Below are 17,935 nucleotides of genomic sequence, written 5' to 3'. Positions count from 1 at the left end.
TTAGAACCAGGCCCGAATGCCGACGACCAGCCGGGTGTCCTCCGCGCTCCGCCCATCGGCCTTGAGGAAGTCGGCAGTCCTGCCAAAGCTGCGGCTCCACTCGACACCCACATAGGGCGCGAACTCCTTGCGGATCTCGTAGCGCAGGCGCGCCCCGAGCTGCAACGAGGTCAGGCCTGAGCCGATCGCAAGCTCGGGAATGTCCTCGGCGGAGAGGTTGATCTCCGCCCGCGGCTGAAGAATCCAGCGGTTGGTGATCCGTTGATCGTATTCCACCTCGGCGCGGGCCGTCAGTTCGCCCTTGTTGGACAGGAAGGCCGCGGCGTCGACCTCGAACCAGTACGGGGCCAGACCCTGTATTCCGACCACGAGATCGGTCCGATCACCTTCGGGCCGGTAGGTCTGGCGCAAACCCGCCTGAACGTCCCAGAAGGGCCGGAAGGCCCGGCTGTAGAGGGCCTGAATTTCTGCATCCTCCACCCCGTCGCCGAACGCGCCTTCGCCCTCCGACTTCCACCAGAAACGGTTGATGTCGCCTCCGATCCAGCCCTGAGCATCCCAAGTGTAGCCTTGTTCGCCATCCGAGAAGGAGGCTTCCAGCCGGTCGATAATGACGGCCGTGGTGCGAATGTCTCCGTTCTCGACGCGCAGCTGTTCGCGAGCCGCCGCCATTTCCGCCGGATCGAACATCAGGTCCGCGGCGTGGGTCGGCCCTCCGAATGCCGAGGCCGGAGGGGGGGCTTCAGGAGGACGTCCCGGGTTGTTCGCGCTGGTCTGGATGTCGGGCGGCATGGCCATACCGGCCATATCATGGCCTGCATGCGGGTCCGCCGGTGTCTGGCTCTGGCCCATCGTCGACATGTCATGACCCGCAGGCATCGCCGGTGCAGGTGACGAAGGGCCCATTGGGGTCATGTCGTGGCCGGCGTGTGGGCCGGCGTGTGGGTCGGCGGGAGGTGTCGCCGGCGTCTGACCCATGGTCATGCCGGTCATGTCGTGACCCGCGTGCGAGCCCGCTGGGCTCTGGCTCTGGTCCATCGTCGACATGTCATGACCCGCAGGCATCGCCGGCGCGGGTGACGCCTGGCCCATCGGGGACATATCGTGGCCGGCGTGTGGGTCGGCGGGAGCTGTCGCCGGTGTCTGACCCATGGCCATGCCAGACATGTCATGACCCGCCTGCGGATCTGGCGCGGATGTCTGCAACCGGGCCGGAACGGCACCCGTCGGACAGATCGGGGCTCCGGGGGTTCCGATCCGGGTTGCATCCGCGTCAGGCGCGCCAAGACGGACGCAGCCGGGCGGCAGCGGGGCAGGCTGGACCTGGGCCGTCGACGCGTGACCGGCGTGGGATTGGGCGAAGGCCGGTGCGGCGACGAGCATCAGCGGCAGCAAGGCGACCGAGGTCCGGATCATGCGGCTGCTCCTTCCATGGGTCGGACGGTGACGACGTTGAACATCCCGGCGTGCATGTGCATCAGCAGATGGCAGTGGAAGGCCCAGTCGCCGGGTGCGTCGGCGGTCAGGTCGAAGGTGACCTTGCCGCCCGGCGCGACATTGACCGTGTGCTTCAGGGGCTGGTGGCCGGCCGGACCGCCTGTGACCAGTTCGAAAAAATGACCGTGCAGGTGGATCGGGTGGGCCATCATCGTGTCATTGACCAGGGTCACCCGCACCCGCTCATTGCGTTCGAAACGGATCGGCTCGACCAGCTCCGAGAATTTGCGCCCGTCGAAGCCCCACATGAACCGTTCCATGTTGCCGGTCAGATGGATCTCCATGGTGCGGCTGGGCGGGCGCTGGTCCTTGTTGGGCTCCAGAGAAACCAGATCGGTATAGACCAGCACCCGGTGATCGACGTCGGCCAGGCCGGTCGGGCGTTCACCGAGCCGGTTCTTCGGCGACATATTGACCATGTCGACGCCGACGCCGACGACCATGTCGGGCGGCGCGTTCTCCGGATCGCGCATGTTCATGCCGCTCATCGACATACCCGCCATGGCGTCGCCGCCGGTTTCCATGCCGCTCATGCCGCCGTGGTCCATGCCGGCCATCGACCCCGCCCCTGTGGAGCCATGATCCATCCCGCCCATGCCCATGTCGGCCATGGTCAGATTGGGGACCTCGCGCAGCGGCGGGACCTCGGCCGTCATGCCCAGACGGGGCGCCAGGGTGGCGCGGCCCATGCCGGAGCGATCGATGGCTTCGGAGACGATGGTGTAGGCGCGGTCCTCGGTCGGGCGGACGATGACGTCATAGGTCTCGGCCACCGAGATCTGGAACTCGTCGGTCTCGACCGGGCGCACATTCTCGCCGTCGGCCTGCACCACGGTCATGGCCAGGCCGGGAATACGGACGTTGAAGATCGACATGGCCGAGGCGTTGATGACGCGCAGCCGCACCCGCTCGCCGGGCCGGAACAGGCCGGTCCAATTTTCCTGCGGACCGTGGCCGTTGATCAGATAGGTGTAGGTGGTGCCGCTGACATCGAGAACGTCGCGCGGATCCATCCGCATCTGACCCCACATGCGGCGCTCTTCCAGACTCATCCGGTCGCTGCCGTCCAGCAGCCCGGCCAGGGTGGTGCGCTGGCGATTGAAATAGCCGGGGCTCTTCTTCAGCTTTTCGAGAATCTCGTGCGGATGCATGAAACTCCAGTCCGAAAGGACCAGCACATGCTCGCGGTCATAGCCGACCGGGTCGGCCCCCGCCGGGTCGATGACGATCGGGCCGTAATGGCCCAGCGCTTCCTGCAAGCCCGAATGGCTGTGGTACCAGAAGGTGCCCGACTGCTTGACCGGGAACTCATAGACGAAGGTCTCGCGCGGCTTGATGCCGGGAAAGCTGACGCCCGGTACGCCGTCCATCTGGAACGGCAGCAGCAGGCCGTGCCAGTGGATCGAGGTGTCCTCCTCGAGCTGGTTGTGCACCGCCAGCCGCACGTTCTGCCCTTCACGCAGGCGCAACAGCGGGGCCGGCAGAACGCCGTTGATCGTGGTCGCCGTCGCGGTGCGTCCGTTCACGGTGAAGGGAGACTGACCGATCGTCAGATCGATGTTCGAACCTGTCAGGGTCGGCAGGTCGGCGCGCAGGCCGGGCGATCCTGTCTGCGCCCAGGCGGGCATCAGGCCTTGCAGTCCCAGCAGGCCGCCCCCGGCCACCGCGCCGCGCAGCAATCCTCGACGATCGAGCTTCATGGGGTACTCCTGGATTTCATGCGGCCGGCTCGCTTGATCGAGCGACGACCTCTAGATGTTTACGCACGCGGCGGGGCTTCCCCTCGCGACAGGCTGACGCACGGCAATAGTCGGCTGAAAGGTGCACAGGCGTGTCGTTGGGTCGGGTCGGCCAGATTGGCGGCTTCTCGCCTAATCCAGGCCAGCGGCCACGGTTCCAACCTGGACGGAAACACGGATGCAAACGACCGGCGGCCGACGCCCGGCTCGCCCGGTGCCTGTCGGCGGCGCCCGTCCTTGATTGCGGACCGCCTCGAGCCGGCCTCTCACAGTTTGACGGCTCGCAGCCTCAGGGCATTGCCGATCACGCTGACCGAGGACAGCGACATCGCCAGCGCCGCGATAGCCGGCGACAGCAGCAGGCCGAAGGTCGGGTACAGCAGACCCGCCGCGACCGGGATACCCAGCGCGTTATAGCCGAAGGCGAACACCAGGTTCTGGCGGATATTGGCCATGACCGCCTTCGACAGATGCCGGGCCCGCACGATCCCCTGCAGGTCGCCGCTCAACAGGGTGACGCCGGCGCTCTCGATGGCCACATCGGACCCCGCGCCCATGGCCACGCCGACATCGGCGGCGGCCAGGGCCGGGGCATCGTTGACCCCGTCGCCGGCCATGGCCACGATCCGGCCCTCGGCGCGCAACTGCTCGACCACGTCCGCCTTGTCCTGGGGCAGGACCTCAGCCCGGACGTCGTCGATCCCCAGCTGTCGGGCCACGGCCTCGGCCGTGGTGCGGTTGTCGCCGGTCATCATCACCAGCCGCAGGCCGGCGGCCTTCAGGGCAATGATGGCTTCGGCAGTGGTCGCCTTGACCGGATCGGCGATGCCCAGCACCCCGGCGGCCTTACCGTCGACGGTGACGAAGATGGCGGTGGCCCCGTCGTGACGCAGCGCCTCGGCCCCGGCTTCCAGCGACGTAACCGCGATGCCGAGCTCAGCCAGATAGCGGCTGTTGCCCAGCACCACGCGGCGGCCGTCGACCAGGCCGGTGACGCCGCGCCCGACCGGGCTGTCGAACTCACTGGCCTCGGACAGGGTCAGGGAGCGATCCTTGGCCGCCTGAACGATGGCGTCAGCCAGCGGGTGTTCACTGCCCCGCTCCAGACTGGCGGACAGGCGCAACAGCTCGTCTTCGTCGAAACCGGCCACGGGCTGGATCGCGATGACGGACGGGCGACCCTCGGTCAGGGTGCCGGTCTTGTCGATCACCAGCGTATCGACCTTCTCGAAACGTTCCAGCGCCTCGGCGTTGCGGATCAGCACCCCCGCCTGGGCACCACGCCCGACGCCGACCATGATCGAAATCGGCGTGGCCAGACCCAGGGCACAGGGACAGGCAATAATCAGCACCGAGACGGCGGCGATCAGCGCATAGGTCAGCTGTGGTGAGGGCCCGAACAGTCCCCAGATGATCGCGGCCAGGACGGCGGTGGCGATCACCATCGGCACGAACCAGCCTGAAACCGTATCCGCCAGCCGCTGGATCGGGGCCCGGCTGCGCTGGGCCTGGGCGACCATCTGCACGATCCGCGACAGCAGGGTGTCCGCCCCGACCTTGTCGGCGCGCATCACGAATGATCCGGTGCGATTGAGCGACCCGCCGACAACACCGGCCCCGGGCTCCTTGGTCACCGGCATCGATTCCCCGGTCACCATCGACTCGTCAATGGACACCCGTCCCTCGAGGATTTCCCCGTCGACCGGCACCTGTTCACCGGGCCGAACCCGCAGGCGGTCTCCGACGACAACAAGATTCAGGGTGACGTCCTCATCCGATCCGTCGTCGCGGACGCGTCTCGCGATCTTGGGCGTGAGATCCAGCAGGGCCCGGATCGCGCCAGAGGTCTTTTCCCGGGCCCGCAGCTCCAGAATCTGGCCGATCAGCACCAGCACGGTGATGACGGCGGCCGCCTCAAAATAGACCGGCACGCTGCCGTCCATGCCGCGCACCGCCGCCGGAAACAGGCCCGGGGCCAGCACCGCGACCACGCTGTAGATCCAGGCCGCCCCGACCCCGATGGCGATAAGGGTGAACATGTTGAGGCTGCGACTGCGCAGCGAGGCCCAGCCGCGCTCGAAGAAGGGCCAACCCGCCCACAACACCACCGGCGTCGCCAGCACGAACTGGATCCAGTTCGACGTCTGGCCGTCAATCCTCTGATGCAGGCTGAACAGATGGCCGCCCATCTCAAGGGCGAACACCGGAATGGTCAGCACCAGCCCGATCCAGAACCGCCGCGTGAAGTCGATCAGCTCGTGATTGACGGGTGCCTCGGCCGTTACCGTCTCGGGCTCCAGCGCCATGCCACAGATCGGGCACGATCCCGGTCCCTCCTGACGGATCTGGGGATGCATCGGACAGGTGTAGATCGCCCCGGGGATGGCCGCTTCGGGCTCCGGCCGGTCACCCCGATAGCGCTCCGGATCGGCGATGAATTTGGTCCGGCAACCGGCCGAGCAGAAGAAATAGTCCTCACCTTCATGGGCCGCGCGATGCGCCGTGGTCGCGGGATCGACCGACATGCCGCACACCGGATCGAGGGTCACAACGGCGGCTTTGTCGTTCTTGCCGGCACAGCAGCTGTGGCCGGTCGAGCCAGACTTGGAGGGCGTGGACATGGGGGTCTCTCCTTGTTCTCGATGGTGCCACATATACCCACTGGGGGTATATCGCAATATACGGCCAGGGGGTATATGCAATTGACCAACAGAGGAATTCGGATGCAGACCCAGACCAAGCCCAGGCTGATCAACCGCCTCAATCGCATCGAGGGACAGGTGCGCGGCATCGCGCGCATGGTCGACGAGGACCGTTATTGCGTGGACGTGCTGACCCAGCTCCAGGCGGTGCGGGCAGCCCTGCTGCGCGTCGAGAGCGAGGTTCTGAAGGACCATCTCGACCACTGTGTCATGGGCGCGATGACCGGCGACGATCCCGCCGACCGCAAGGCCAAGGCGGAGGAATTGATCGCCCTGCTGGCCCGCGCGTCACGGTAGCGGCGGCGGTCCCGCGTTCAACCACGCCGGCGGAACGGCTCGACGAGCTGAAGAAGATATCCCCGCGGGTAGTCGGATCGACCATGGACACCGATCTCACCGGCTCTCGGCGTGTCGATACCGGATCGAAACGTGCCCAGAAGGTGATCCCACAGATTGGTGAAAAGGCCAAAATTGACGTCCCCTTCAGTCCGGGACGCCAGGTGATGGTGGCGGTGAGCCGGCGCGACCGCCCAGATATAGATCAGGGGTCCGATCTTCATGTCGACATTGGAGTGCTGCAAAAGGAGCTGGATCGCCACGGAGAAGGCCAGGAGCCAGGCGACATCCTGGGGGAGCCCTATCAGGACCAGAGGCGCAATACCCGCAGTCAGCTCGATCGCCTGATGAAGGGGATGTTTCAGCAAACCGTTGAACCCGTACATGCGTTTGACGGAATGATGCACCGCGTGAAGTCGCCACAATATAGCGAAGCGGTGGCTGGCGTAGTGGGCCAGGGTGATCCCCAGGTCGGCCATCAGAATGGCGAACGCCAGTTGGCCCCACAGCGGCCATCCAGCCGGCCAGACACCCAGTTCGGGACCCCACGCGGCGACCGCGGGCAAGGCCAGCACCGACAGAAAAATCGAGGCTTCATTGACCAACGCATGAATCAAGTCGCGACCATCGTCCCCGTGAGAGCGGTTCCACGCCCGCTCGTAGGGGGCAATGCGCTCGGCTGCAAAGGAGACGGCCAGCGCCAGGCCCAGCAGGACCGGCAATCCCCATAGCGGAGCGCCTCTCTCGACCAGGGTCAGGGCTGACCAGACGAAAACCGTGAAGAACACCGGTGCATAAAGGACGCGAACGACAAACCTGAGCAGGGGCATGGGGAGGCTCCATTGACGCCCCTACCTGCTCCACCCAGGCGGCATTCTATTGAACGAAACGATTGCCGACCGCGCGAACCGCGCCCGACGCCTGTGACGGTGTCACGCCGAACATGCGCCTGGTGATACGGGTGAGGTGTGCCTGATCAGCGAAGCCGCCGGCGACCGCCGCTTCTGCCAGTCCGGCGCCGCGGGCCATCTCATGCCCGGCTCTCTGCAGCTTTTGCCACAGCAGCCATTGTGACAACGGGACGCGTATTTGTGTCTGCGCCAGCGCCCTGAGTCGCGCGGGCGACAGGCCAACGCTGGCGGCGGCCCGGGCGACGGCCCCGGGCGCGGGGTCCTTCGACGCCTTCAACAAGGCCTCTTCAAGCCGCGGGTCCAGGCGCCCTTCCCTTGACCCAAGCCCCACCGAGAGACCCTCGACAATGGTCATCGCGGATGCCCGCAGGTTCAAGCTCGCCATAACCGCCGGAGGAGCGACGGCGGCGCCGGCCGGGGCAATGGATGCAAGTAGTCGCGAGGCGAGGGCCGTATGCGTCTCCAGGTACAGCAACAGGAGCGGGTCGCCCACGTCCACCATTTGATGTCGCACGCGAGGCCCGACAATGACCGCCTGCCCCGTCAGCACGCGATCGCCGTCCAGGACCACCCGAACCATGCCCGAGCGCGCGATGGCCAACTGGATGGCGACATGGGCATGGGCAAGGTGATCCGCGTGCGGTCCCTCATACGCCGCCCAACCATCACCGATGGCGAAGTCCATGCTTGATGAAGGCCTGGTCATCGTCTCACGGCACCCTCGTCGGCCCTGTCGCCGTACCCGACCCTGGCTCCATCTTCGCTCCTCAGCAATCCGGCAAGATGCCTGATCTCGCCCGGCATGAATGGGAAGCCCCGACGGTTGGACGGCTCCGCCTTTCCTCGCCTCAATGAGGGATGTCGCCGGACCATGCGTAATCCAATTAGGCGGACAGTCCGGTCCCGTCCTGCCCCGGGGGCCATCGCACATGACGTCCGTATCGCCCACCCGCGAAGGCTATCCCGCCGATCTGAGAGCCCTGACCAGCCTGCGGGCCTTCCTGGCCGTGGGCGTGGTTCTGTTCCACTACCAGCTCCAGTGGGATCCCGCCCTGGGTTTCAGCCCGATCATCGAGCGGTCCCGGCTGGCGGTGGACGCCTTCTTCATGCTGTCGGGCTTCATCTTGGCCCACGTCTATGGCCCGGCCTTCGCCGCCGGTACCTTCAGCTACCGGCGCTTCATCGTCGCCCGCATCGCCCGACTCTACCCGCTGCACCTCGCGGTGCTGGGCAGCGTGCTGGTCATGGTGATCGTCGCCCGGGCCGCAGGGGTCCAGTATGATCCGGCCACCTACACAGCCGAGGGCTTCTTCAAGACCCTGCTGCTCGTCCAGGCCTGGTTTCCGAGTCTCGTCGGCTACAACTGGAGCGGCCCGTCCTGGTCGCTCTCGGCCGAATGGTTCGCCTATCTGCTCTTCCCTGCCTATGCGCTGATCGCGATGAAGCTGAAGACCCGCCCCTGGGCCTTGCTGTTCCTGGGCGTTCTCGGTTTCGTCGTGATCGACGCCATTTATGGCCAGGTGTTCGGCAAGGTGCTGCCGCGCGCCGAGGACGACATGGGCATTCTGCGCATTCTTCCGGAGTTTCTGATCGGCATGGCCCTCTACGGATTGGGCCGTCGATGGCAGTGGTCGCGCGGCTCCGCCATCAGCGCCAGCGCAGTCGCGACCCTGTGCCTGTTGCTGGCCATGCAGTTCAGTCTGGACGATCGCTTGGTGGTCGCTCTCGCCGCCCCGCTTATCCTGACCTGGTCCATGCTGGCCAGAACCGCCAAAGCCGGGCCCCTGTCCGCGCCCCTCGCGGTCTTCTCCGGCGAGGCCTCTTTCGCGCTCTACCTGGTGCACATGCCGCTGCTGGTGGCCTACAAGGGCGTCGCATCAGAGCTTCGCGGGATAGACAGTAGTTTCTACATGTCGCCCCTGGAACTGGCGGGCCTGTTCGTGGTCACCATGGTCGTAGCCGCCGCGCTGCATCTGGGTGTGGAAAAACCTGGACGCCGCTGGATTCGGCGACGGTTTGAAGGCCGGGCAACTCCCCCCAGTGGCACAGTCTGACGTCCGTCCGCTGGTACCTTCGTTTCATCTGGCCCGGATCGGGAGGTTCAAGTCGTCCCGGAACGGTAGGTGGATTACGCAGCGGGATCCGAATTCCCTCGTCGACATTCGCTGAATTCATCGGGTCGGCTGATCTTTCTTCCTCCCTGCAACCTCGAGGCGTCATGACACGTTGCGGTCGGACTTGAGAGAACGGAGATCTACCATGGAAGCCAAAAGCTATCTGCGTTTCGGCGCGATGATCGCGACATCCACGCTGGTCATGTTCGGATTGATGTATCTGAACACCTACCAGCTGGACCACGTCCGGTTCAGCGAGACCCGGGCGTGGATGGCGTTGGTGATGGGCGCGGTCATGATCGTTATCATGCTGCTCTTCATGCTCAAGATGTACACGGAGAAGCGTCTGAACCTGGCCATCATCAGCGGGGCGGTCCTAGTGTTCGCCGGATCGCTCTGGCTCGTCCGTAGCCAGGCGACGGTCAACGACGTCGACTATATGCGCGCGATGATCCCGCATCATTCAATCGCGATTCTGACGAGCGAACGCGCCCATATCCGCGACCCGCGGGTTCGTGAACTTGCCGACGGCATCATCGAGGCCCAAAAGCATGAGATCGCCGAGATGGACGCGCTCATCGCCGACCTTGAAAGCAACCCCACACCGGCGGCAGCGCCCGACCTACCTGCCTACACCCTGCGCTGATCTGAACCGTCGATCGGGGGAACTTACCCACGCCGCCATCGTTGAAAAAAACCAATCTCAAGGCCCGGCGACTCGCGGTTCGTCCTCAACCGCACAGTCGATCCCCCTCGGCGGGCCGTGCACTACCCATCGCACTTGCGGCCCGGGGATCCTGACCCGGGGTTCCGCGCATGCGTGCGGGGGAGATGGGCATGTCGCCACAGCCCATTCCGGATGCCTAGTGCCGGACCTACGGGATTGTTCGTCGCCGCAGCCCCGATCCCGGCCACCCGGAAACTCCGCGTTGAAAGACCTGGTGGACCATAAGGATATTGTTGCCGGTCGAGCGCCTGTGAGGCGCCCATTCCGCCTCACGCCTATCAACCGACCTGCTGGCTTCGGCTACAGAACCGCCCTGGTCCTTCGGGTGCCAGGCATTACGAGCCCCCATGCCTTACCCGCTCGAACGGTGACGCACAGTCACATTGCCGGCGACTGAAGCTCTGAAGTCGGCGGTTGCCCGGACGGCTTTTTCGATCGTGGAGGAAAGTACAGCAGCACGATGACGCTGAGCACTGCTGCGAAAAAGCACCACACGGAGATAAGCCACACGGAATAAAAAACGTAGGCCGCAACGAATGCCACAAAGGCCGCGAGACCAAACAGCCTGACTTTCGTGTGACTGGAGAAGAGCATGCTGACGCAAGTGCTGAGGACATACAGCAACATCACAACGACGATATAGAAATGCGTGGAGACGTAGGCGATATGCCGTCCCTGCACCTGTGAGACGATCGGCAGACTTACCAAAAAATACAGGAGGTAGAGGCCCACCGCGGCCCCGACCAACGCGATGGCAAGCAATACCCGGCGACGCCAGAGCACCGGCTCGATCAACAGAATCGCGATTGGTACATAGATCGGCCAAAGGACGTGCGAGAAGATCGAATAGACGAGCGTAAGCACGGTATTCATCATCGGTGCCTTGTCGGGAAACGTTAGCCAGATGGTTCCCTCAATCAGCTGCTGAATGCCGAACAGGACGGGGATCAATGCAAAGGGCAGCTCGGCGCGCCGCCGTGCGCGACGAGCTGTTATCGAGCCAATGATCAGCAGCGAAGCCCCTGCCGTGAAACTGGCTGTAGCGGAAAAGCACATGCGATCGTAAGTCCTCGGATCTCAACAGACTTAGGGGTGGGTTTACAGCAGTAAACTGGCACCTTCCCACCGAATTTCCGAGCCGAAACTGGCGGTGATCAATCTCGGTCGGCATTGGGGCCAGCCGGACACTCTGAGTTGCGCTTCGTCCGAGCGACACCTTCTTGGGCATGCGGCTTCATCGACGTATCCGCCGAGAGAGACTTGGGAAGAGCCGAGGCTGGTCTGTAAGAAATTTTGACTCACCGCGTCATAGCTCTGTGGGCGCGACCCCGGCAATTTGGTGACCGGGCCGGCACGCGGACAATACGCTCCAACGAAGATCCAGGAGAGACTGATGAATTGGATGGTGGAAAACTGGCCCTGGCTTTTGATCGGGGCAGCCTTTGTGGGACTGCACCTTGTGGGTCATGGCGGCCACGGCGGTCATGGGTCGCATCGATCCACGAAGGGTAGCGATGGCGCTCGCTCACGAAAGGGCGACCTGAAACCGCCCCATGAGCACTGAGCGAGCTCACCTCGGCAGCTTTGCAGAAATCTCGGCGGAGTCGACCTATGATAGACACGAAAATTGTGAGCTGGACTCTCGGAATTTGGGCTTCCGTAACGTTTCTCATTTGCGTGGTCTACGGACTGATCGCGCCTGAGAACCTGCATGCACCGGCTATGTTGGAGCAGTTGTTGCCTGGCTTCACGTGGCTAACCTGGCCCGGATTCCTGTTGGGATTTGCAAAAAGCTTTCTCTACGGAGCTTACGCCGGATTGGTTTTTTGCCCGATCTACAACTGGCTGAACCGGCGCTGGGGGCGGGGCTAGAGCTAGGGGACGAGGGAAAGATGAGACCATCATGACAGACACCAGCTGCTGTCTGTCGTTGGCTAGCTGCTGAGTGCCCCCCCCCAGGTTAAGGTTGTTTGCCTACTACTGAATTCCGGTTGGAAAGCTGCGCCCGAGCGATGCCCAGGTCGCCGGTCTCAAATGAGACTCCTGCTCGCCCACCACGGTGAAGGTCTCTGTTCCGTTGCACCTGATCCCGCCTACAGTGCGATTGTCGGCTGCTGCGGAGTCACGTGGATTGGAACCTGACAATTGCGCAAGCGGAGCCCTGCAACCGCGCGGCGCGGCGCGGCGCGGCGCGGCGCGGCCAAAGGTGCTGGAGCAGGCGGCGTCAACCAAGACTTCCGGAAAATCCGGGACGGCGTCGACTCCGCATGGGGCCATCCTCCTCCCAGGTCTGTAACGCCGCCGCTATGAGCGGCGCGAGCGTGATGGTATTGCTTGCATGGGGAACGCTGTCGGTGGACACGACCCTTTCGGAGAGCAGGGAGAGTTCCGCGAAGGCCTCCCCCGCGAAGATTCCATGAACGACGACGCTGACGGGCGGCTGCAAGCCTTTTCGTTGCAACTGATGGGCGGCCTCAATGAGTGTCCGCCCGGAGGAAGCAATGTCATCAAGCAGGACCGGGCGGCGGTCTTGCCAGGGCGTAAGGTCCGGAAATGCGATCTCGACCTCCCGATCTCCGTGCCGAATTTTTCTCAGCACAACGTGGGGCGCACCGACTGCTGCGGCAACCGCCTGGACCCACTGCTCACTTTCTTCATCGGGTCCGATTATCAACGGATGGGGAACTTCAGCGGCGATCCAGTCGGCCAGTAAGGGCGCGGCATGCAGCGTCCGCGCCGGAATGTCGTACAAGGCAGCCAGCGCTGAATAGCGGTGCAGATGCGGATCGACAGTGACCAGTCGGTCAAAACTGCTCGAGATGAGCCGGGAAAATGCACGCGAGGTTACGGCCTCACCGGGCGTGAAGCGCCGGTCCTGGCGCATATAGGCCAGATAGGGTGCGACCAGGGTCACCTCCGCCGCGCCGAGATCCCGAGCTGCATCAGCTGCAAAGATCAGGCTCAGAAACCCTGGATCCGGACGCGCCAGACTACAGACCAGGTCAACAGGGCGTCCCGCTATGTCTGACACCAACCGGACGTAGCTCTCGCCGTCCGGAAAGTGACGGGTTTCAAGCTTCCCCAGTTCAAACCCGCCGGCCTTGGCGATTCGCTCGGCGAACACCTCGTTTCCTGGCAGAGGCAGGATCAATCGCATGTGAACTCCCGAAACAAGGGCTGAGAACCAAAGCTACGAGTGGCCCCTGAGAGCTCGACGCGCTGGCTCCCAATGGCCGGATGCACGTTCAGACGCTGCGGTCTGCCCATTCTTACAACGTACTTTGGCCTTTAGAGCGAAGGGCTCATAGCCATCTCGCGGGGGCGGGCGAAATGGGGCGGATTTTCGCTTGGGTGAAGGGGGCCAGCCGGTCATGTGCGGGTGCAGTTCGCCGCTTGGCCAAACACACCACCCTCTTGACACGGGGAGCCTTCGCCACGATCCGATTGACCGAGGTATCCGGCGCGACGAGTGCTCGCACACGACGTCGCAATAGAGGAATACGCGCGGATTCGCAGATACCATTAGAGTCGCCCCCTCGTATAAGAAACACCGATGTCTGTATCCTGACGTTCGACTTTGCCGCTGATGCCAAACCAGAATCCGACCCCGATGAATCTGGAGCCGCCAATCCTGGCCGGGGTGGAGCGGAAGGACAGGGCTCGGCCATGCTCGTTCGCTCGAATAGACCGCCCAGGATACCCACAAGGTCACTGGAGACAGGCGAGAAAAGCGATCTTCCACTGCAGCGACACGCACCCGACCGCGGGCAATACTCCCTAAGCGAAAGAGCCGCAGAATCGGGCCCATAAATCATTCCGGCATCGCCTCTTGCAGGAGGTCGGCAATAGTGACCGCAAACGCCCCCGGGGTACTGCCTTCGGCAGATGAACGGCGGTCAGAACCTGCCGCCTGAGGATGCTCCACGAACCGATCAACTGTCTGGACAATGCTAAGCAAGGGGGAAAGATATCCAACCGTCGGAGACCGAAACGCTGTAATTATCGTGAGGCGGATATGCGTCATTCGTCGATAGAGGGAGAGTGCAGTCCATCGCGGACGGACCGGAGGATGTCTGACATCCATTACATGCGCGACAGGGCACGACCGCTCCTGTTGGTTGCCGCCGTCGCGCTGACGCTCGGTTCCTGCCAGGCCCAGCCTATTGACCGTCAGTCGCCGACCGTCGACGGCCTTCGACTTGTCTACGACGTCATCGAAAGTGCAAAGGTGACCGATCACCCGTAGTCCCATCTTGAGACCCGGATGCACGACGGGCCACCACCAGGGACCGACCACACCACGCTTGCCGTGTTCGACGCTGCAATAAACCAACGCATCAATGACGCCGAGGTGTCTTTGAGCATTGAAGGGCCGCGTAACTCCGGCCCCGGAGCCGAACGACTTGACCCTATGCATCTGGACGGCTCCATCACCTACGGCGGCTATGTTTCGCTCCAGAATCCCGGGCACTACCTGCTGATTCTCCATACGGCTCGCCCAAGTCGGCGCGACGATCCAGTCAGGGCCATCTTCGTCTACCAACGATCGTGACAGGCCGTACCGGTCGAAGACGTTCCGGCACCGGCGCACGGATCGGTGTCCACTACAACTGCCGGTAGAACGAGGACCGGCGCGAAACCACCGCCCGGCGTGCGCATATTGGTGGTCTGCCCCTGGTAGAGCCGGGCTGCAGCAAGCAGAATCCGCCCGCCGTAGGTGTAAACGCGGACATCGACCTTCAGACTGACAGGCGCTTCGTCGGGCTGGATTCGTCGTTGTCCCGGAGCGGCATAGGCCTGCGCCACGTAGGCGGAGGCTTTGATCTCTTCCCAGACCCGCCGGGTGAGTTTGGCACCGCGGTAGGCCGCCTTGCTGGCGTGGCCCCGTACCGGTTTGAAGAACCAGTTCCGCCGGTCTGCCCAAAGCTCTGCGGCGTTTTTCGATCGCACGAGGACGGTACGGGGAACGGCCGCCGCAAGAACTGCGGCATGGTTCGCCGCCAGTCCCCAACGACATAGTCTTTCGGGGTCGGACAGCAGGGTAAGGTTATGCTTGTCGGCCAAGCGGCTATATATATGCGGGTTGGGCGTGACTACGACCAGGTCACGTTCATAGGCTTGTCTGAGGACCGCGTGGGTCGGCTCCTCCAGCAGAAAATCGACCAGACGATTGTAGACAATGTCTACCCGGACGCCGCCGAGCGTCAGCACATCACCTTCGAGCTTCAGATCGCGAGGATCGCCAATCAGCGCTTCGAATCCGACCGCCCGCAGCTGGGTCTGAGCGAGCCTGAACTCCGGATAAAGTGCCTGCGCCAAGGGATCATCATCAAGGATGGCAAACGTTTCCGGCGTCCCTTTCCCGTTCTGCAGCCGCCACTCATTGCGAAACATCTCTCCGACGTGCTGCTGAAACGTCGCTGGCCCCGGAGTCTCGAAGCCGGCTACGACGCCCGCGCAGCAGGCTTGCTGCGACCGGGCGAGAACGGCGTTCAGGAAGGCACCTCCGGCGTTGGTGTTGATCTCAATGAGCTTGGGGCCGGCGGGTGTCACGTGGAAGTCGTAACCCATGAAGGCACCCAGAGGACCCGGATCCCGACGCGCGAGCGGCGGGGTCCAGGCCAAGGCCACTTCGCGATAAGCGGGCAGCACGACAGCCACCTCCGCCGCCGCCACCACGTCCATCATCCGGCCGAGCGTCTCTGCGGGCAAGAAGACGGGGGACCGCGCGAACAACCAGGGGTGGGTTTCAGCCAGTTCACTGGCGAACCCGGGGATCTCCGTCTCGCGATCGAGTGCGGCCGCGAGGGCTGCCTGATCCACCCCCACGCAAAAGCAGCCGCCGTTCAGCTGGTCTGCACGTACGGAGCCGGCCAAGGGCGACAGATCAGACATCAACGAACGAGCCTCCTTCTGGGTGGCGAACCGACTTGCTCTGCGTCGAGTCACCGGTCGAGGCCAAGCAGCCGGGAAGCATGGCGTGCGATCATCCGTTCTTCGTCAGTGCGGATCATCCAGACGGTGACAGGACTACCAGCTGCGCTCAAGCGTCCAGTCCCGCGGCTATTGGCGGCCGGGTCAAGCTCGACACCCAGCCAGGCGAGCCGTGCACAGATCTTCTCCCGGATGCGCGGTGAGTTCTCGCCGATGCCGGCGGTGAAGACCAGGCCGTCAAGCCCCTCCAGCCCCCCCGCCAGGGTCGCGACCTCGCGCGCCGCCCGGTAGACAAACAGATCGACCGCCTCCCGAGCGGCAAGGCTGTCGCTCTCCAACAGGACACGGATGTCGTCGCTGAGGCCCGAGATGCCCAGCAGGCCAGAGCGCCGGTAGAGCAGATCGACGAGTTCAGCGGCGTCGAGCCCCGCGACTTGCTGCAGGTAGAGCACCACCCCAGGGTCCAGGCTCCCGCAGCGCGTTCCCATGACTAGGCCGTCGAGCGGGGTGGCCCCCATGGTGGAATCGACGCTGCGACCGTCCCTGAGTGCGCAGAGGCTCGCGCCCGAGCCAAGATGGGCCGTGACCACGCGTCCGGTCGCTGTCGACGGATCGAGCGTCGCGAGCTGCTCCGCTACAGACTCGTAGGACAGACCATGAAAGCCGTATCGACGAAGCCCCTTGGCTTCCCAGCCCCTGGGCAGGCCCAACCGATCCACCACCGGCTCGTGACCGCCATGAAAGGCAGTATCGAACGCCACGACCTGGGGCAGATCGGGATAGGCGTTCCGGAGCGCCTGGACTCCCGCAAGTCCCTGTTGCTGGTGCAGAGGCGCGAGCGGGGTCAGGACCGCCAGGCTATCCAGGACCGCCTCAGAGGCGACGACCGCCTGGCTGAAGTCCGGCCCGCCGTGCACGACACGATGTCCGACCGCGGCCACGGGCCGGGTCAGACGCGCCTCAACCCACCGCAATAGGTCCGGTGCCGTGTCTCTGCCCCTGTCCACCCAAGGGGCCTCAGTCAGGACAACGCCGTCAGTATCCAGGCTCAAGACCCGTCGGCCCGGGCCGTGGAACTCGATCCGGCCACGCATCACCGATGTAAGAGCCCCCCGGGCGGTTTCGAACGCGCCGAATTTGACCGTGGAGGATCCGGTGTTGAGAGCGAGGATGGACGGCATCCTGGCGATGGTCCCTGATTGGCGCACGTCCGGCGTGCCTATCATGTCCTGACGCGGCCAACCCGCTCTCCTTACGCTTCCGGCAGCGCCGACCGCGGTAGTCGCCTCCCCTGCGATCCCGGCCCGGCGTAATGGCTTGGCCCGGCGTCACACAGGTAGCGACGTTCCGTCTCGCCCTGAGAGATCCCACCCAGACACGCTTCCCCGGCACCGACTGGTGGTCGCACGACGCCGGACATTTCGTCGAGACGATGTTCGGCTGAAGAGCGAACCCCCATTTCGGACCTTTTCAAATCCTCAGCTTTGCCCTTGTCGGCGGCGGCTTCTGGCTGATCTCGTGCTCACCCTGGCGATGTTCCCAGTGCTGGCTCGTTTACTGGCGGCTTACCAGGGGTGAGGAGCGCGAGATCGACGCCCGCGTCACACTTCAATACAGGGTCTACAGGCTGGCCACACCGGCCTTCGTTCCGCGACTGCGACGAAGGGGCGGGCTCGCCCGTTCTCGCACCTGAAATATCCGTCCGGCCTGACCTCCATCAAGACCTTTCACTCCCACCTCTAGACATCCATAAGCGTCGGAGGATTCGAAACGGTGTTCGAAGCGCGCGGCTCAATTCGATGTCAATCTCGCCCGTTGCTACTAACTTGAACAAATCGGCTAATACGCATCACAAACACTGACCCCTCATAAATTCGGTTTCAAATAGTCTTGATGGGATCATTTGACCTAAACAATGTTCGCGCGCAGATTCCGAACATATCCTGCTTTTCGATTGAAGAACGGGACTTGTCAG

General features: G+C 63.9%; 15 protein-coding genes. 6 read left to right on the top strand and 9 right to left on the bottom strand.

The annotated features are described in order from the left end of the window. The 3 genes from AACZ75_RS11265 to AACZ75_RS11255 all read right to left on the bottom strand — a co-directional run bounded on the left by AACZ75_RS11265 (window position 1) and on the right by AACZ75_RS11255 (window position 5,857). Window positions 1–798: a copper resistance protein B gene (locus AACZ75_RS11265; RefSeq protein WP_339872951.1), complete on the bottom strand. Its 798-nt coding sequence runs from the start codon at window positions 796–798 to the stop codon at window positions 1–3. 614 nt (window positions 799–1,412) lie between these two features. Next, window positions 1,413–3,197 (bottom strand): copper resistance system multicopper oxidase, encoded by a 1,785-nt coding sequence (locus AACZ75_RS11260; protein ID WP_339872950.1) that lies wholly within the window; start codon window positions 3,195–3,197, stop codon window positions 1,413–1,415. A gap of 305 nt (window positions 3,198–3,502) precedes the next feature. Further along, complete coding sequence (locus AACZ75_RS11255; RefSeq protein ID WP_339872949.1) at window positions 3,503–5,857, bottom strand: heavy metal translocating P-type ATPase; 2,355 nt, start codon at window positions 5,855–5,857, stop codon at window positions 3,503–3,505. A 102-nt stretch (window positions 5,858–5,959) separates the two neighbouring features. Here AACZ75_RS11255 and AACZ75_RS11250 point away from each other — a divergent pair, with 102 nt between their 5' ends. Beyond that, entirely contained in the window at window positions 5,960–6,235 is a 276-nt protein-coding gene (locus AACZ75_RS11250) for a metal-sensitive transcriptional regulator (RefSeq protein ID WP_339872948.1), read from the top strand. Between the two features lie 17 nt (window positions 6,236–6,252). On the opposite strand, the gene AACZ75_RS11245 is transcribed toward AACZ75_RS11250, so the two are convergent. Together AACZ75_RS11245 and AACZ75_RS11240 are read right to left on the bottom strand one after the other, a co-directional pair. Then, window positions 6,253–7,104 carry a sterol desaturase family protein gene (locus AACZ75_RS11245; RefSeq protein ID WP_339872947.1) on the bottom strand — a complete coding sequence of 284 codons (852 nt, stop codon included), beginning with the start codon at window positions 7,102–7,104 and terminating at the stop codon, window positions 6,253–6,255. A gap of 46 nt (window positions 7,105–7,150) precedes the next feature. Next, the gene (locus AACZ75_RS11240; RefSeq protein WP_339872946.1) at window positions 7,151–7,870 is read right to left on the bottom strand and encodes a helix-turn-helix transcriptional regulator; all 720 of its coding nucleotides are present in this window, start codon (window positions 7,868–7,870) and stop codon (window positions 7,151–7,153) included. Window positions 7,871–8,114: 244 nt separating this feature from the next. Here AACZ75_RS11240 and AACZ75_RS11235 point away from each other — a divergent pair, with 244 nt between their 5' ends. Next, entirely contained in the window at window positions 8,115–9,239 is a 1,125-nt protein-coding gene (locus AACZ75_RS11235) for an acyltransferase (RefSeq protein WP_339872945.1), read from the top strand. Window positions 9,240–9,444: 205 nt separating this feature from the next. Beyond that, the gene (locus AACZ75_RS11230; RefSeq protein ID WP_339872944.1) at window positions 9,445–9,945 is read left to right on the top strand and encodes a DUF305 domain-containing protein; all 501 of its coding nucleotides are present in this window, start codon (window positions 9,445–9,447) and stop codon (window positions 9,943–9,945) included. 459 nt (window positions 9,946–10,404) lie between these two features. Here AACZ75_RS11230 and AACZ75_RS11225 read toward each other — a convergent pair whose 3' ends face one another. Continuing rightward, on the bottom strand, window positions 10,405–11,082 hold the full coding sequence (locus AACZ75_RS11225; protein WP_339872943.1) for a DUF6629 family protein: 678 nt from the start codon (window positions 11,080–11,082) through the stop codon (window positions 10,405–10,407). Between the two features lie 555 nt (window positions 11,083–11,637). Between AACZ75_RS11225 and AACZ75_RS11220 the strand changes: the two genes are divergently transcribed. Beyond that, window positions 11,638–11,898 carry a DUF5676 family membrane protein gene (locus AACZ75_RS11220; RefSeq protein WP_339872942.1) on the top strand — a complete coding sequence of 87 codons (261 nt, stop codon included), beginning with the start codon at window positions 11,638–11,640 and terminating at the stop codon, window positions 11,896–11,898. Between the two features lie 352 nt (window positions 11,899–12,250). Here the strand turns inward: AACZ75_RS11220 and AACZ75_RS11215 are convergent, their stop codons facing one another. Continuing rightward, window positions 12,251–13,183, bottom strand: a complete 933-nt coding sequence (locus AACZ75_RS11215; RefSeq protein WP_339872941.1) for a ribose-phosphate pyrophosphokinase — start codon at window positions 13,181–13,183, stop codon at window positions 12,251–12,253. Window positions 13,184–14,095: 912 nt separating this feature from the next. On the opposite strand from AACZ75_RS11215, the gene AACZ75_RS11210 reads away from it, so the two are divergent. Then, window positions 14,096–14,272, top strand: coding sequence for a hypothetical protein (locus tag AACZ75_RS11210; RefSeq protein ID WP_339872940.1), 177 nt, complete (start codon window positions 14,096–14,098; stop codon window positions 14,270–14,272). 18 nt (window positions 14,273–14,290) lie between these two features. Then, the gene (locus AACZ75_RS11205) at window positions 14,291–14,578 is read left to right on the top strand and encodes a hypothetical protein (RefSeq protein ID WP_339872939.1); all 288 of its coding nucleotides are present in this window, start codon (window positions 14,291–14,293) and stop codon (window positions 14,576–14,578) included. Here the strand turns inward: AACZ75_RS11205 and AACZ75_RS11200 are convergent. Further along, a complete protein-coding gene (locus AACZ75_RS11200; protein ID WP_339872938.1) occupies window positions 14,563–15,921 on the bottom strand; it encodes a hypothetical protein in 1,359 nt (452 codons plus the stop codon). The genes AACZ75_RS11205 and AACZ75_RS11200 overlap by 16 nt on opposite strands. 50 nt (window positions 15,922–15,971) lie before the next feature. Further along, window positions 15,972–17,141, bottom strand: coding sequence for an acetate/propionate family kinase (locus tag AACZ75_RS11195; protein ID WP_339872937.1), 1,170 nt, complete (start codon window positions 17,139–17,141; stop codon window positions 15,972–15,974). Window positions 17,142–17,935 lie beyond the last annotated feature (794 nt).

The sequence above is a fragment of the uncultured Brevundimonas sp. genome, assembly GCF_963975535.1.
Classification (GTDB): Bacteria; Pseudomonadota; Alphaproteobacteria; order Caulobacterales; family Caulobacteraceae; genus Brevundimonas.
This window is presented reverse-complemented; position numbering and strand designations above follow the sequence as displayed.